A 15,245-nucleotide genomic window follows, 5' to 3' on the forward strand; every position below is an offset into this window, starting at 1 on the left:
GCCGATGCCCCACAGACCCCAGAACCCGGCAGTCCGCTTGAGTTGCCGCTTCTCGAAGTAGCCGTCGCCGGCCTGGCCATCGCGTCGATCCTGATCGTCGTCATGTACTTCGGCATGCTCTTCTCGATCGGCGAGATGTCGGCCGCGATGCCGCACACCGGCGGTGCGTACTCGTTCGCCCGCGCGGCGATGGGCCCGTGGGGCGGCTTCGTCACCGGATTCGCCGAGACCATCGAGTACGTGTTCACGACGGCCGTCGTCGTGTTCTTCTCGGCGTCCTACGCCAACGCGGTCACCACCGACCTGTTCAACCTGTCGCTGCCGATGTGGCTGTGGTGGATCATCCTGTACGCGATCTTCGTCGGCCTCAACTCGTGGGGCGCGGAGTTGTCGTTCAAGTTCGCGCTGGTCGTCGCGATCATCTCGATCGGCATCCTGGTGCTGTTCGGCATCCTCGCGATCGCCAACGGCGCGGTGGACTTCTCCAAGCTGTTCGACATCGCGCCCGATCCGGAGGCCGCGGGTTCGTCGACGTTCCTGCCCTTCGGCTGGGTCGCGGTCCTCTACGCGCTTCCGTTCGCGATGTGGTTCTTCCTCGGCATCGAGGAGCTGCCGCTGGCCGCCGAGGAGGCGCACGACCCGGCCCGCGACATCCCCCGCGCCGGCATCTGGGGCCTGATCTCGCTGATCGGCTGCGGCGCGATCGTCTTCTTCCTGAACCCGGCGGTGACCGGTTCCGAGTCGCTGGGCAGCTCGGACGAACCGCTGCTCGACGGCTTCCGGGCGTTCCTGCCCGCCAACCTCGCCGCGGTGCTGTCGGCGTTCGCGTTGATCGGCCTGCTGGCCAGCCTGCAGGGCATCATGTACGCCTACGGTCGCAACATGTACTCGCTGAGCCGCGCGGGGTACTACCCGAAAACGTTGTCGCTCACCGGTTCCCGGCAGACGCCGTATGTCGCGCTGTTGGCGGGCGCGGTGATCGGCTACGTCGCACTGCTGATCGTCAACTACAACGAGGGCGCCGGCGACGTGGTGCTCAACATCGCGGTGTGGGGTGCGGTGCTGGCCTACGGGTTGCAGATGATCTCGTTCATCCTGCTGCGCCGGAAGTTTTCGAACGCGCGCCGGCCGTGGGTCAGCCCGACCGGCAACTGGGGCGCGATAGTGGCGCTGTTCATCGCGGCGGTGACGTTCGTCGGCGTGCTCGTCAACCCCGACTACCGGCCCGCGGTCATCGCGATCGTCATCTTCTACATCCTGGGTCTGCTGGTGTTCGGCTTCTACGGCAGGCACCGCCTGGTGCTCTCGCCCGAGGAGGAGTACGCCGTCACCGGCGGGCTGCACGGCTTCGATCCCGAGGCCGAGGGGCTAGGGGGGACCATCGAGGACGAGATCCTCAAGGGTCACACCGAGTAAGCGAACCCGTTGCCCGCGGCAGGTCCGGCGGTGCCGCTTTCGCGGCGTCACCAGCGCGGACTAGACCCAAGTCACACCCGTACCAGGTTTCGCTGGCGTCAACAGGGGTAATGTCGAGGGCGTGTGTGGAGCCACCGGCGAGGTGCGTCTCGACGGCCGGGTACCTGACGTAGCAGCTGTCTCGGCGATGGCCGAGGCGATGACGCCCAGGGGTCCCGACTCGGCGGGCGCGTGGTCACAGGGCAGGGTCGCGCTCGGTCACCGACGCCTCAAAATCATCGATCTGTCCGAAGCGGGCGGCCAACCCATGCTCGACTCCGACCTGGGGTTGGCGATCGCGTGGAACGGCTGCATCTACAACTACAAGCAGCTGCGGAACGAGCTCAGCGAGCAGGGCTATCGGTTCTTCTCGCACAGCGACACCGAGGTGCTGCTCAAGGCCTATCACCACTGGGGCGACCGCTTCGTCGACCACCTTTTCGGCATGTTCGCGTTCGCGATCGTCGAGCGCGACAGCGGCCGGGTGCTCCTCGGTCGCGACCGCCTCGGCATCAAACCGCTGTACATCAGCGAGAACTCGTCCCGCATCCGGTTCGCGTCGTCGCTGCCCGCGCTGCTGGCCGGTGGCGACATCGACACCCGCATCGATCCGATCGCCCTGCACCACTACATGACGTTCCATTCGGTGGTGCCCGCGCCGCGCACGATCCTGCGCGGGGTGAGCAAGGTGCCGCCGGCGTCACTGATCGCGATCGAGCCCGACGGCCGGCGCACGACGAAGACGTACTGGGAACCCGACTTCACCCGCAGCGCCGACCGTGCCGACTGGTCCGAACAGGATTGGGAGGACGCGGTTCTCGAGTCGCTGCGCGTCGCGGTCGAACGACGGCTCGTGGCCGACGTGCCCGTGGGCTGCCTGCTGTCCGGAGGTGTCGACTCCAGCCTGATCGTCGGGCTGCTCGCCGAGGCGGGCCAGCACGGGCTCAAGACCTTCTCCATCGGCTTCGAATCCGTGGGCGGCGTAGCCGGCGACGAGTTCAAGTACTCCGACATCGTCGCTCAGCGCTTCGACACCGACCATCACCAGATCCGCATCGGCACCGACCGGATGCTGCCCGCGCTCGACGGCGCGATCGGCGCCATGAGCGAGCCGATGGTCAGCCACGACTGCGTCGCCTTCTACCTGCTCAGCCAGGAAGTAGCCAAGCACGTCAAGGTCGTGCAGTCCGGTCAGGGCGCCGACGAGGTGTTCGCCGGCTACCACTGGTATCCGCCGCTCGGCGGGCCGGATGCGGCGTCCGTCGAAGGCGCGGTGGCCAGCTACCGCAACGCGTTCTTCGACCGTGACCGAGCCGGTTACGACGCGCTGGTGTCCCCCTCGTACGCCGTCGACGGCGACCCGAGCCTGACCTTCGTCACCGAGCACTTCGCGCGGGCCGGCGCCGAGTCCGGCATCGACCGCGGCCTGCGGCTCGACACGACGGTGATGCTCGTCGACGACCCGGTCAAGCGCGTCGACAACATGACCATGGCCTGGGGCCTGGAGGGTCGCGTGCCGTTCCTCGACCACGAACTCGTCGAGCTCGCGGCGACGTGCCCACCCGAGCTGAAGATCGCCCACGAGGGCAAAGGCGTGCTGAAGCAGGCCGCGCGCAAGGTGATTCCGTCCGAGGTCATCGACCGGCCCAAGGGCTACTTCCCCGTGCCGGCGCTGACGCACCTCGAGGGCCCGTACCTGGACATGGTGCGCGACGCGCTCTACGCGCCCGCCGCCAAAGAACGTGATCTCTTCCGGCCGGCCGCAATCGACCGGTTGCTCGCCGACCCGAACGGGCGCCTGACGCCGCTGCGAGGCAACGAACTGTGGCAACTGGCGCTGCTCGAACTGTGGCTGCAGCGACACGGGATCACGGGACCCGCGGCATGACGGCACTCGGGCCGGACTCCGAACAGACCGAGGCCATCACCCTCGGCCTTCACGATGCCTCGCCCCAACATCTCGTCGACGCCATGGCCGACGATGTGGTCATCGAGATGGGTTGGGGCCGACTGATATTCGGTCAGACCTTCGCCGACCCCGCGAAGCTGGCCGAGGTGCTGCGGCACGAAGGGCCGGGGCGCCGCGACATCTGCATGTACGCCCGCGAACCCCATGTCCTGGTGTCGATGGCGCCGGCCGAACTCTTCATCGACCCGAGCCACACGTACCGGCTGCGGTTCGGCGACGACGACCTGGACAAGGCGCCGACAGGCTTCACGGTGCGCACGCTGGAGAGCGCCGACGACGCCGACGAGATGAACCGCGTCTACGTGCGCTGCGGCATGGTGCCCGGGCCCGTCGAGGTGTTGTGGCAGAACCACCTGAACCAGGCTGCGGTCGACTACCTGGTCGCGGTGCGTGACGACGACGGGTCCGTGCTGGGCACCGTGACCGGCGTCGACCACAAGCGGTTGTTCTCCGACCCGGAGAACGGTTCGAGCTTGTGGACGTTGGCCGTCGACCCGACGACGAGCCTTCCCGGGGTCGGCGCCGCGCTCACCCGGGCACTGGCCGCGATCTATCGCGACCGCGGCCGGGCCTACATGGATTTGTCGGTCAGCCACGACAACGCCGCGGCGATCTCGCTTTACGAGAAGCTCGGGTTCCACCGCGTGCCGGTCATGGCGGTCAAGCGCAAGAACGCGATCAACGAACCACTGTTCACCCATCCGCCCGAGACGGTCGAAGACCTCAACCCGTACGCGCGGATCATCGCCGACGAGGCCATGCGCCGCGGCATCTGGGTCGAGGTGCTCGACGCCGAGGCCGGCGAGATGCGCCTGTCGCACGGCGGCCGCAGCGTCATCACCCGGGAATCGTTGTCGGAGTTCACCTCTGCCGTGGCGATGGCGCGCTGCGACGACAAGCGCCTCACCCGACGCCTGGTGGCCGAGTCCGGTATCGCGGTGCCCAAGGGCAGGCTGGCGACATTCGACGAGCACGACCACGAGTTCCTCGCCGAGGTCGGCGACGTTGTGGTCAAGCCCACCCGCGGCGAGCAGGGCAAGGGCATCACGGTCGGCGTCAGCAGCGCCGAGGAACTGGACGCCGCGCTGGCCCGCGCCCGCGAGGAACATCCGCACGTGCTCATCGAGCAGCGCGCGGAGGGCGACGACCTCCGGTTGGTGGTGATCGACGGCAAGGTCGTGGCCGCAGCGCTGCGCAAACCCGCCGAGGTCGTCGGCACCGGACACCACACGGTGCGCGAGCTGATCGAGGCGCAGAGCCGGCGACGCGCGGCCGCCACCGGCGGCGAGTCCCGCATCCCGATCGACGCGGTCACCGAGTCGACGGTCACCGAGGCGGGCTGGTCGTTCGACGATGTGCTGCCCGAAGGACAGCGTCTTCGGGTGCGCCGCACCGCGAACCTGCATCAGGGCGGCACCATTCACGACGTGACCGCTAAGGTCCACCCCCACCTGTGTGACGTCGCGGTCCGCGCCGCCCACGCCATCGGCATTCCCGTCACCGGGATCGACCTGTTGGTGCCCGACGTGACCGAACCCGAGTACGTCTTCATCGAGGCGAACGAGCGTCCCGGCTTGGCGAACCACGAACCACAGCCCACCGCAAAGGCTTTCGTCGACTTCCTGTTCCCGGGCAGCCCGGCACTCCCCCAGGCGTGGACACCGGAAGAGGCGGCCAACTAGGTCTAGGTCACCACGTGCTGGTGCGCATCACGATCTCGGCGGCCAGTTGCGCCGTCGACTCCGCGGCGTTGCGCCTGCCGAGCAGATCGACCATCCGGTAGTCGCCGTACACGTAGCGCTGGCTGGCCTTGGCGACCGCACGCGCCGCGGGTGTGCTCACCAACGCGGTGGTGTTCATCTCGACCGGCGGACAGTGCTCATCGCGGATCACGCCGGCGGCGTCGGCGACGCGCGGATGCCCGCGGTCGATGACGACCAGCCCGATGAAGCGGTCGAGCCGGGTGGCGGCCAGTTCCCACGCCAGCTCACCACCCACGCGGTCCCCCACCAGCAGCGCCCATTTCACGTCGAGCGCATCGAGGATGGCCACCACCGATTTCGCGGTGAGCCGCGGATCGGGCGGTACGACGACGGTCCGCAGCGACGCGGTGTGCAGCCGCTGGCACACGGCGTCGTAGGCGGCGAGCGGCTGGTGTCCCGCCCCGAGCACCACCACAACCGACCCCTTGTCGGGGCCGGCGACGTCGACGGGCACATTGATTCCCTCGACGGTGACCGTGGTGGATGGCATTTGGGCCACGCTACAGCGGCCGCAGGTCCGACGCGGTCGTTTCGCCGGGAGTGAACGGCCGAAATCAGAGCGCCGCGACGCGCTCGGCCTGCTCGACCGCGATGTCCAGAAAGGTCTGGGGCAGCGTGGCTTTGACCGGAATCGTCGGATTCGGCGTCGGGAAAGCCACGCCGTACACCGCCATGTCGCCGATGTTCTCGAAGGTTAAGTAGACCCGGTTGTCGACCCCGCCGAGCTTCATCGTCTGCTCGTAGACGAGCGCCTCGGCGCGGGAGGTGTCCATCCTGGTCGTCGTCATCGGGATGCCCGGCGAGGATTCGTCGAAGAACGTCTCGAAGCGCGCGCATCGGTCGGCCATGGCCGCCAGCTTCTCCAGGTCCAGCCGCCAGGTCAGCACGGTCATCACGATGCGGGCGCCGTCGTAGCCGACGACGTACTCCGCTGCGCTGCCCGGCCCCCGCTCGCCGGACTGGGCGATCACCCGGGTGAGCCCGTCCGAGCAGCCCGAGGGCCGCGACAGCATGGCCGGCGGGGCGCCTGCCCCATCGCCACCTTCCCCGGAGTCGCGGACGACGCGGTCGAACTGCACGCCCGGCGGGAAGTCGGCCGCGGTCAGCAGCACCTTGTCCAAGCGCGCGCCGGGCCACGTCGCCGAGCCCTCGATCGAGTGCGCGCATCCGGTCAGTGTCAGCGCGGTGAGCGCGGCCGCCGCCGCGAGTCGCCGGATCACCGCCGCAGTCCCGTCACCACGGTGGGCCTCGGCGGGGCGCCGCCGTCGAGCAGGTCCAGGACCGCGTCCACATCGAGGTGACTGGTCAGCAGGTCGGCCATCAGGTCGAGCTGGGTGTCGCGGCGGGCGCGGACGTCGACGTCGTCGGCGACGACGAATCCGCTGCGGCCGGCCGCCGCGGCGACCTCGGTCAGCCACGATCGCCGCACATCATCGTTGTCGAGCACACCGTGCCAGTGGGTGCCGTAGACCGCCCCGCGGCGCATTCCGATCCCGAGCCACTGCTCTTCGGCACAGCGGCCGATCTGGCCGTGGTGAATCTCGTAGCCCGCCAACGGTTCTTCGTGATGACGCAACGTCTTTGCCGGCGCGAAGACGATGTCGGCGTCGAGCAGATCCAGTCCCGCGACGACGCCGGCGCCCGACTCCACCGGATCGTCGATGTGCGAGCACAGCATCTGGAAGCCCCCGCACACCCCCAGCACGGGCAGCCCGCGGGCGGCGTGTTCCCTCACTGCGTCGGCGAGGCCGCTGCGGCGCAGCCAATCGAGGTCGGCGACGGTGGCCTTGCTGCCGGGCACGACGACGACGTCGGCATCGACGAGATCGGCGGCATCGCTGACCCAGCGCACCAGCACACCGGGTTCGCACGCCAGCGCCTCGACGTCGGTCGAATTCGAGATGCGCGGCAGCCGGATCGCCGCCACCCGCAGCCACTGCTCACCGCGCGGCGGTTGCGGTTGGCCGACCACGCGCTGGGCCACCACCGAGACGGAGTCCTCGGTGTCGAGCCACAACCCGTCGGCGTACGGGATGACACCGTAGGTCGGCCGCCCGGTCAACTCCTCGAGTTGCGCCAGGCCCGGCGCGAGCAGCGACGGATCACCACGGAACTTGTTGACGACGAATCCGGCGACCAGCCGCTGGTCTTCGGGGTCGAGCACCGCGACCGTGCCGAACAGGTGCGCCAGCAGGCCGCCGCGGTCGATGTCGCCGACGACGATCACGGGCAGATCCGCCGCGCGGGCCAATCCCATGTTCGCCAGATCGGTTGCCCGCAGGTTGATTTCGGCGGGTGATCCGGCGCCCTCACAGATGACGGCGTCGAACTCCGAGCGCAGGTGCGCCAGTTCGTCGGCGACCACCGCGCTCAGGCGCTCGCGGTGGTGGATGTAGTCGCGCGCGCTGACGGTGTCGACCACCCGGCCGCGCACCACCAGCTGCGACGTGCGGTCGCTGCCCGGTTTGAGCAGCACCGGGTTGAAACGGGTGTGGGGCGCCAGACCCGCGGCGCGGGCCTGCATCGCCTGCGCACGGCCGATCTCGCCGCCGTCGACGGTGACCGCGGAATTGTTCGACATGTTCTGCGCCTTGAACGGCGCGACCCGAATACCCTTGCGCGCCACCAGCCGACACAGGCCGGCCACCACCATCGACTTGCCGGCGTCGGAGGTGGTGCCGGCGACCAGCAGCGCGCCGCTCACGTTTCCTCCGCGAGCAGTCGCAAAAGTGCCCGATTTCGCCGCTTTCTGGGCAGTTTCGCGTCTGCTCGCGGGGAGAGTCTCACAGCTGAGTCAGGATCTCGGCGCCGTCGTCGGTCACCACCAGGGTGTGCTCGAACTGGGCGGTCCACTTCTTGTCGGTCGTGGCGACGGTCCAGCCGTCGTCCCAGATCTCGTAGTCCAGGCCGCCGAGGTTGATCATCGGCTCGATGGTGAACGTCATCCCCGGCTCCAGCACCGTGTCCACCGCGGGCTGGTCGTAGTGCAGGACGACAAGCCCGTTGTGGAAGGTGGTGCCGATGCCGTGGCCGGTGAAGTCGCGAACCACGTTGTAGCCGAACCGGTTCGCGTAGGACTCGATGACCCGGCCGACGACGGACAGCTGGCGCCCGGGTTTGACGGCCTTGATCGCCCGCATGGTCGCCTCGTGGGTGCGCTCGACGAGCAGCCGGTGTTCCTCGGAGACGTCACCGGCGAGGAACGTGGCGTTGGTGTCGCCGTGCACACCGTCGATGTAGGCGGTCACGTCGATGTTGACGATGTCACCGTCCTCGACGACCGTCGAGTCCGGGATGCCGTGGCAGATGATCTCGTTGAGCGAGGTGCAGCAGGACTTCGGGAAGCCCTTGTAACCGAGGGTGGACGGATAGGCGCCGCGATCGATCATGTACTCGTGCGCGATGCGGTCCAGCTCGTCGGTCGTGACGCCCGGCGCGACGGCCTTACCCGCCTCGGCCAGCGCGCCCGCCGCGATCCGGCCCGCGACGCGCATCTTCTCGATCACCTCGGGCGTCTGGACCCACGGCTCGCTGCCCTCGTCGACGGTCTGCTTCCAGGCGTACTCCGGACGCGGGATCGAGTCGGGCACCGGGAGCGTCGGCGAGAGCACGCCGGGGCGAAGGGCGGTACGAACGGGCATGTGACCAGCGTAGTCGAGGCTAGCGGCGGTCGAACGGGCTGAACCGTAGCGACCGGCGGGGGCCGCGGATGTCCACCGAGCCGCAGACCACCTTGCCGGTCAGGATGACGTGCGGGTTGCCTTCGGCCGGTGCATCCTTGCGGTGGTCGCGGGCGCTGCCCACGTTGACCTCGACGTCGTCGATCGAGGCGCTGGCGCCGTCGGGCAGCCGCAGTTCGAGCCCGCCGAACTTCAGGTCGAGCTCGATGACGACCATCGGACCGGCGAAGCGCGCCCGCGTGAGGTCCAGGTCCACCGAACCCATCCGTCGGTGCAGGGCAAGGCGGCTGGGCACGGTCCACTGGCCCTGGCGCTTGAGCGAGCCGAGCACGCCGCGCAGCTCGACGCGGTCGGCGGCCGATGTGACGATCGCACCAGGTCCGGGCAGGTCGCCGACCAGCGCGTCCAGGTCGGAGTGCAGCCTCGCCCGCGCCACCGCCGCCGAGCGCTCCTCGAACTCGTCGATGTCGATCAGGCCCAATGCGACGGCGTTGTGCAGCCGCCGCAAGGTGCCGTTGCGGTCGGCGTCGGAGACGCGCATGGCGTCGTGGTTGATCTCAGTCATCGCACGTCCACGGTACGGCGACGACGCCGGATCAGGCCAGGTAGTCCGGCGGCAACCCGTCGAGCATGCCCTTGAGCATCCGCACCGCGTACTCCGAGGACCCGCCCCCGACGATCATCGCGGCGAAGGCCATGTCGCCGCGGTAGCCGGCGAACCACGAGTGCGATCCGCCCGCGAACTCCGCCTCACCGGTCTTGCCCCGCACGTCGCCCGCGCCGGCCAGATCGTCGGCGGTGCCGTTGGTGACCACCAGCCGCATCATCGGCCGCAGGCCGTCGACGATCTTGGGGTCCATCGGCGCCGGGCTCTCGGCGACCTCGGTCTCCTTACCCTGAATCAGTTGCGGGACAGGGGTTTCCCCGGCAGCGACGGTCGCGGCCGCCAGCGCCATGCCGAACGGGCTGGCCAGCACCTTGCCCTGACCGAAGCCGTCCTCGGTGCGTTCGGCCAGGTCGACGGTGGGCGGCACGGACCCGGTCACCGTCCGCAGGCCCGGGATGTTGTAGTCCGCGCCCAGGCCGTACTTGGCCGCGGCCATCGTCAATCCGCGCGGCGGCATCCGGCTGGCCAACTCGGCGAAGGTGGTGTTGCACGAACTAGCGAAGGCCCGCGACATCGGCACGGTGCCGAGGTCGAAGCCGCCGTAATTCGGCACCGTGCGGTGGCCGATGTCCATCGTGCCGGGGCACGGGAGCATCGTGTTCGGGGTGGCCATATCGCGTTCGATGGCCGCACCCGCGGTGACCATCTTGAACGTCGACCCGGGCGGATACAGGCCGGTGGTGGCGATCAGGCCCTCGGTGTCGGCGGCCGCGTTCTGCGCGACGGCCAGGATCTCGCCGGTGGACGGTTTGATGACGACGATCATCGCCTTCTTGCCGGTGAAGTTCACCGCGTTCTGCGCGGCGGTCTGAACCGAGCGGTCGAGGCTGATCCGCACCGACGGCGCCGGCGTGCCGGGCACCTCGTTGAGGACGTCGACGTCCACACCGTTCTGGTTGACGGTGACCACCCGCCAGCCCGCCTGTCCGCTGAGTTCGTCGGCGACGGCGGACTTGACCTCGTTGATGATCGCCGGCGCGAAACTCTCGTCGGTGGGCAGCATTTCGGCCTGCGGCGTGATGACCACGCCTGGTTGTCTGCCGATCGCGGCGGCCACGCGGTCGTGGTCGGCCTTGCGCAGCGTGATCAGGCTCAGCGGCTGCTTGGACGAGCTGGCCTGTTCGGCGAGCCGCTGCGGGTCGAGCGTGTTGTCGAAGGGCCGCAGGGCGTCGACGACAACCCGCGCGGTCTGCATCAGCGCCCCGCCCGCTGCCTTCGCGTCGAGCGCGTAGCTGTACAGGTATCCGGGCACCAGCACCTCGGTGCCGCTGCGCTCGATCACCGACGCCCGCGGCGGCGAATCGGCGCGCAGGGCGAAGGTCTGGTTCTCGCCGAGCCGCGGATGCAGGCCGGTCGCACTCCAGCGCACCCGCCAGCGGCCCTCGTCGCGGACCAAGTTCAGCTGCCCGTCGTAGGTCCAGGTCCGGTCCTTGGGCAGATGCCAGGTGTAGCGGTAGGTGACGCTGCCGGTGTCCTCGGCGTACTTGGAGCCCAGGATCTGCGTGTCCAGGTGGGTGGCCTGCAGCCCGGCCCAGGCCTCGTTCAGGTCCTCGCGGGCGTCGGCAGGCCGGTCGCTGAGTTCGGCCGCGCCCTCGGTGTCACCGGTCGCGAGCGCCGCGAAGAACTTCTCCGCCGTGGGTTCGGGTCCGGCGGGCTTCGGCGTACAGGCGCTGTTGAGGCCGACGACCACGATTCCGACCGCGGCCAGAGTCGCTATGCGTGTTACTGAAGATGCCATTGAGGCAGATGTTACGAAGTCGAGACCTGCAAACCCGGTAGGCGCACCGAAATGACGCCGCCCAAAGCCTTAACGGGTTGATTGCCCGCACCGCCGGTGCGTGCGATCCACCCGTCAACGCGATTGCAGCCGGGTGTCGAGGGTCAGCCCGCGGCGGGCGCCCGCACCACCAGCGGCACGCCCGGGAAGTACGCAGCCATCTCCGACCGCGACTTTCGCAGCGCCGCGGTGCCGTAGCCCTGCTTGCGGTGGTCGGGGTGAATCCAGATCCGCAGATTGATCTCACCGGAGACCAGGTCGCCGAACACCATGCCGATCTTCTCCGTGCCGTGGATCGCGACCAGCCACGCCGCCTCCTCGGCGTCCACGCGTCGCAGGCCGGCGCTGATCTCGTCGTCGAGATCGCCCGCCGGGGCGCGCGACCCGTCGCCCGCTTCTCGCACGTCCTGGGTGCGCGCGGCGAAGATGTCGCGATCGGCCTCGGCGAGGAACGGGCGCAGCACCATGCTGTCGGCGGATCGGACCGGTTCGCCCATCGTGAAGCTGAGCTGATTGTTGAGGTCCTCGAGTTCGGCGGCGATCCGGCGCCGCGACACCTTCGTCAGCCGATCGAAGGACAACCGCAGCACCGCTTCCGCGGCCGCCTGCGATGCGCCGAGCATGCCTGCGATGGCCTCGATCGCGGCGTCGTAGTCCTCGGCGTTGACGATGACGTCGAGGAGTTCGTGCCGCCGTTCGAGGGCGCGCACCATCGTGTCGGCGATCTCCCTGCGCGCGATTGTGCGATCGTCGTCAGCCATGCCGTGAGCGTAAATCAGTCGGGCGGGCAGAACCGTCAGTCGAGCAGAACGGTCGCGAAGGTTCCCACTTGTTGGAAGCCGACGCGGTCATAGGTGGCCCGCGCGACGGTGTTGAAGTCGTTGACGTACAGGCTCGCCGTGCGACCCGACCGCACCACCGCCTCCGAGAGCGTCGCGGTGCCCGCGGTGCCCAGGCCGTGGCCCCGCCGGTCGGGATGCACCCACACGCCCTGAATCTGGCCGACCGTCGGCGACTGCGAACCGACCTCGGCCTTGAACACCACCTCACCGCGTTCGAAGCGGGCCCAGGCCCGCCCCGCGGCGATCAGGCCGGCGACGCGCCGGCGGTAACCGCGGCCGCCGTCGCCGAGCCTCGGGTCGATACCGACCTCACCGATGAACATGTCGATGGAGGCGACCAGATAGGCGTCGAGTTCGTCGGCACGCACTTGGCGCACGGCGGGATCGGTGGGGCATGCCGGCGGTGTGCTCAGCGCCAACAACGGCTGCTGCTCGCGCACGTCGCGGGCGGGGCCCCAGGCCTGTTCGAGGCGACGCCACATCGGCAGCACCAGCTCGGCCCTGCCGACCAGCGACGAGCAGCGGCGCGCGGTGCTCATCGCCTTCTCCGCGAACGCGTGCAGGTCATTCAGCTGGCCGCGCAACGGAATCAGGTTCGCCCCGGCGTAACACAGCGATTCGGTGGGCCGGCGCCGCGTCCACAGTTCCCCGCCGATCGCCGAGGGCTCCACACCATATTCGGCCACCCGGCACGCCACCATGCATGAACCGACAGGGTCCTCGTCGAGCACGCGAATCACGGCGCCGACGTCGCGCACCACCGAGACCCGTCGTTCGTCGACGTGACGAAACAGCGGCGGTGCCGACATGGGAACTCTTTCTAACCGACGCCGGGCGAGGCTACCCAGTGTTTGGGATCACATTCAGCTTACGGTCACGACCGGCGAACCGCTCGCATCTGTTCCACGCTCTTCCGCGATTCGCATGGCCTCTTCGATCAGCGTCTCGACGATCTGCGCCTCGGGCACGGTCTTGATCACCTCACCCTTGACGAAGATCTGGCCCTTGCCGTTGCCGGACGCGACACCGAGGTCGGCTTCGCGCGCCTCGCCGGGACCGTTGACGACACAACCCATCACGGCGACGCGCAACGGCACGTCCATGCCCTCCAGCCCGGCAGTCACCTCGTTGGCCAACGAGTAGACGTCGACCTGGGCGCGTCCGCACGACGGACACGACACGATCTCCAGCGACCTCGGCCGCAGGTTCAGCGATTCGAGGATCTGGTTACCGACCTTGACCTCCTCGGCGGGCGGCGCCGAGAGCGACACGCGGATGGTGTCGCCGATGCCCTTCGACAACAGGGCGCCGAACGCGACGGCGGACTTGATGGTGCCCTGGAACGCCGGGCCCGCCTCGGTCACGCCGAGGTGCAGCGGGTAGTCGCACTGCGCAGCCAGCTGTTCGTACGCGGCGACCATCACGACCGGGTCGTTGTGCTTGACGCTGATCTTGATGTCGCCGAAGCCGTGCTCCTCGAACAGCGACGCCTCCCACAGCGCCGACTCGACCAGCGCCTCGGGTGTGGCCTTCCCGTACTTCTCCATGAACCGCTTGTCCAAAGATCCCGCGTTCACCCCGATACGGATCGGAATGCCCGCTGCCCCTGCGGCTTTGGCGACTTCGCCGACCCGGCCGTCGAACTCCTTGATGTTGCCGGGGTTGACGCGCACAGCCGCGCAGCCGGCGTCGATCGCGGCGAAGATGTACTTCGGCTGGAAGTGGATGTCGGCGATCACCGGAATCTGGCTGTGCCTGGCGATCTCGGCGAGCGCGTCGGCGTCCTCCTGGCGCGGGCACGCCACCCGCACGATGTCGCAGCCGGATGCCGTCAGTTCGGCGATCTGTTGCAGCGTGGCGTTGACGTCGTGAGTCTTGGTGGTGCACATGGATTGCACGGCGATCGGGTGATCGCTGCCGACGCCGACATCGCCGACCATCAGCTGACGGGTCTTGCGTCGCGGTGCCAGAACCGGAGCCGGGGGTGCCGGCATGCCCAGTCCTATTTGTTGGCCGGAGGCCATTTACTCTCCTACTGCTTACTGAAAGATTCGAATGGGATTGACGAAGTCGGCCGTCACGGTCAACAGCATGTAGCCGGCCACCACGACGAGGATCACGTACGTGGCGGGCATCAACTTCAGGTAGTTGACCGGGGCCGCGGCAACCTTGCCGCGTGCCGACCGGATCGAGTTGCGGATCTTCTCGTAGAACGCGATCGCGATGTGGCCGCCGTCGAACGGCAGCAGCGGCACCAGGTTGATCGCGCCGAGCACGAAGTTCAACTGCGCCAAGAAGAACCAGAACGCCACCCACAGGCCCTGATCCACCGCGTCGCCACCGATGATGCTGGCGCCGACGACGCTGATCGGGGTTTCGGGATCGCGCTCCTCACCGCCGATGGAGCGCACCAACGCGCCCATCTTGGTCGGCAGCTTCGCCAGCGACTTACCGATCTCGACGGCGAGGTCGCCGGTGAACGCCACGGTCGCGGGCGCCGCCGACAGCGGGTTGTACTGAATGGGCCCGAATTGCGCCGCGGTGATGCCGACCGTGCCGACGGGGGCCGGTTCGGCGGAGTCGCCCTTGGCCACCCACCGCTGCGCGGGCACCACATCGACGAGCGTGGTGAACTCCTCGCCATCGCGATCGACGGTGAACTGGGTCGGGCCGTCGAGCGCGCGTACGGCGGTGACCATCTCGTCGAAGTTCGCGACGGGCGTGTCGCCCACCTTGACGACCGTGTCGCCGGCCCGGATGCCCGCGGCCGCGGCGGGCGAGGGCGCCAGGCAGTCACCGAGCTGGCCCTTGCTGACTTCGGCCTTCACGCACGACGTCTCTCCGACGATCGCGGTGGTCGGCGCGTGCAGATTGGGCAGACCCCAGACCACGGCGATGCCGTAGATCAGCAGCAGGCCGATGACGAAGTTCATGCCCGGTCCGGCCGCCAGCACCGCGGCGCGCTTCCAGGTCTTCTGCTTGTACATCGCGCGGTCGTGCTCGTCGGGCGCGAGTTCCTCCACCGAGGTCATGCCCGCGATGTCGCAGAACCCGCCGAGCGGCACCGCCTTGACGCCGTACTCGGTGCGGTC

The 15,245-nt window shown here is 68.8% G+C and carries 13 protein-coding genes; 3 read left to right on the forward strand and 10 right to left on the reverse strand.

Annotated features, from left to right (window positions below; genetic code table 11):
- From A5698_RS02535 to ngg, 3 genes are all read left to right on the forward strand, one after another.
- The coding region (locus A5698_RS02535) for an amino acid permease (RefSeq protein ID WP_231967279.1) at positions 1-1,416 on the forward strand (1,416 nt) is incomplete at its 5' end.
- Between the two features lie 121 nt (positions 1,417-1,537).
- A complete protein-coding gene (locus A5698_RS02540) occupies positions 1,538-3,343 on the forward strand; it encodes an N-acetylglutaminylglutamine amidotransferase (protein WP_067084767.1) in 1,806 nt (601 codons plus the stop codon).
- Positions 3,340-5,106, forward strand: a complete 1,767-nt coding sequence (gene ngg, locus A5698_RS02545; protein ID WP_068292902.1) for an N-acetylglutaminylglutamine synthetase — start codon at positions 3,340-3,342, stop codon at positions 5,104-5,106. The genes A5698_RS02540 and ngg overlap by 4 nt, the downstream gene beginning before the upstream one ends.
- A 7-nt stretch (positions 5,107-5,113) precedes the next feature.
- Here the strand turns inward: ngg and A5698_RS02550 are convergent, their stop codons facing one another.
- From A5698_RS02550 to A5698_RS02595, 10 genes are all read right to left on the reverse strand, one after another.
- Positions 5,114-5,677, reverse strand: a complete 564-nt coding sequence (locus tag A5698_RS02550) for an alpha/beta fold hydrolase (RefSeq protein WP_068292905.1) — start codon at positions 5,675-5,677, stop codon at positions 5,114-5,116.
- Between the two features lie 64 nt (positions 5,678-5,741).
- Positions 5,742-6,407, reverse strand: coding sequence for a hypothetical protein (locus A5698_RS02555; protein WP_068292907.1), 666 nt, complete (start codon positions 6,405-6,407; stop codon positions 5,742-5,744).
- Positions 6,404-7,891 (reverse strand): cobyric acid synthase, encoded by a 1,488-nt coding sequence (locus A5698_RS02560; protein ID WP_084792217.1) that lies wholly within the window; start codon positions 7,889-7,891, stop codon positions 6,404-6,406. Before A5698_RS02560 ends, A5698_RS02555 begins: the two co-directional genes overlap by 4 nt.
- 79 nt (positions 7,892-7,970) lie before the next feature.
- Positions 7,971-8,828 carry a type I methionyl aminopeptidase gene (gene map, locus A5698_RS02565; protein WP_068292910.1) on the reverse strand — a complete coding sequence of 286 codons (858 nt, stop codon included), beginning with the start codon at positions 8,826-8,828 and terminating at the stop codon, positions 7,971-7,973.
- Positions 8,829-8,847: 19 nt separating this feature from the next.
- A complete protein-coding gene (locus tag A5698_RS02570; protein WP_067084759.1) occupies positions 8,848-9,432 on the reverse strand; it encodes a DUF1707 SHOCT-like domain-containing protein in 585 nt (194 codons plus the stop codon).
- A 31-nt stretch (positions 9,433-9,463) separates the two neighbouring features.
- On the reverse strand, positions 9,464-11,272 hold the full coding sequence (locus A5698_RS02575) for a penicillin-binding transpeptidase domain-containing protein (RefSeq protein ID WP_068292913.1): 1,809 nt from the start codon (positions 11,270-11,272) through the stop codon (positions 9,464-9,466).
- Positions 11,273-11,415: 143 nt separating this feature from the next.
- A complete protein-coding gene (locus tag A5698_RS02580) occupies positions 11,416-12,072 on the reverse strand; it encodes a GNAT family N-acetyltransferase (RefSeq protein WP_068292916.1) in 657 nt (218 codons plus the stop codon).
- Between the two features lie 35 nt (positions 12,073-12,107).
- On the reverse strand, positions 12,108-12,962 hold the full coding sequence (locus A5698_RS02585) for a GNAT family N-acetyltransferase (protein WP_068292919.1): 855 nt from the start codon (positions 12,960-12,962) through the stop codon (positions 12,108-12,110).
- A gap of 54 nt (positions 12,963-13,016) precedes the next feature.
- On the reverse strand, positions 13,017-14,177 hold the full coding sequence (gene ispG / locus A5698_RS02590) for a flavodoxin-dependent (E)-4-hydroxy-3-methylbut-2-enyl-diphosphate synthase (protein ID WP_068292922.1): 1,161 nt from the start codon (positions 14,175-14,177) through the stop codon (positions 13,017-13,019).
- Positions 14,178-14,192: 15 nt separating this feature from the next.
- On the reverse strand, positions 14,193-15,245 hold a 1,053-nt coding region (locus A5698_RS02595), incomplete at its 5' end, for a M50 family metallopeptidase (RefSeq protein WP_068292925.1).

It is taken from the genome of Mycobacterium sp. E136, assembly GCF_001666865.1.
Lineage (GTDB): Bacteria > Actinomycetota > Actinomycetes > Mycobacteriales > Mycobacteriaceae > Mycobacterium.

Bases quoted from the DNA above. Each gene is read 5' to 3' on its own strand.
- A5698_RS02580 (WP_068292916.1), bottom strand. From the start codon at position 12,072: ATGGCTGACGACGATCGCACAATCGCGCGCAGGGAGATCGCCGACACG.
- A5698_RS02585 (WP_068292919.1), bottom strand. From the start codon at position 12,962: ATGTCGGCACCGCCGCTGTTTCGTCACGTCGACGAACGACGGGTCTCG.
- A5698_RS02575 (WP_068292913.1), bottom strand. From the start codon at position 11,272: ATGGCATCTTCAGTAACACGCATAGCGACTCTGGCCGCGGTCGGAATC.
- map (WP_068292910.1), bottom strand. From the start codon at position 8,828: ATGCCCGTTCGTACCGCCCTTCGCCCCGGCGTGCTCTCGCCGACGCTC.
- ngg (WP_068292902.1), top strand. From the start codon at position 3,340: ATGACGGCACTCGGGCCGGACTCCGAACAGACCGAGGCCATCACCCTC.
- A5698_RS02550 (WP_068292905.1), bottom strand. From the start codon at position 5,677: ATGCCATCCACCACGGTCACCGTCGAGGGAATCAATGTGCCCGTCGAC.
- ispG (WP_068292922.1), bottom strand. From the start codon at position 14,177: ATGGCCTCCGGCCAACAAATAGGACTGGGCATGCCGGCACCCCCGGCT.
- A5698_RS02570 (WP_067084759.1), bottom strand. From the start codon at position 9,432: ATGACTGAGATCAACCACGACGCCATGCGCGTCTCCGACGCCGACCGC.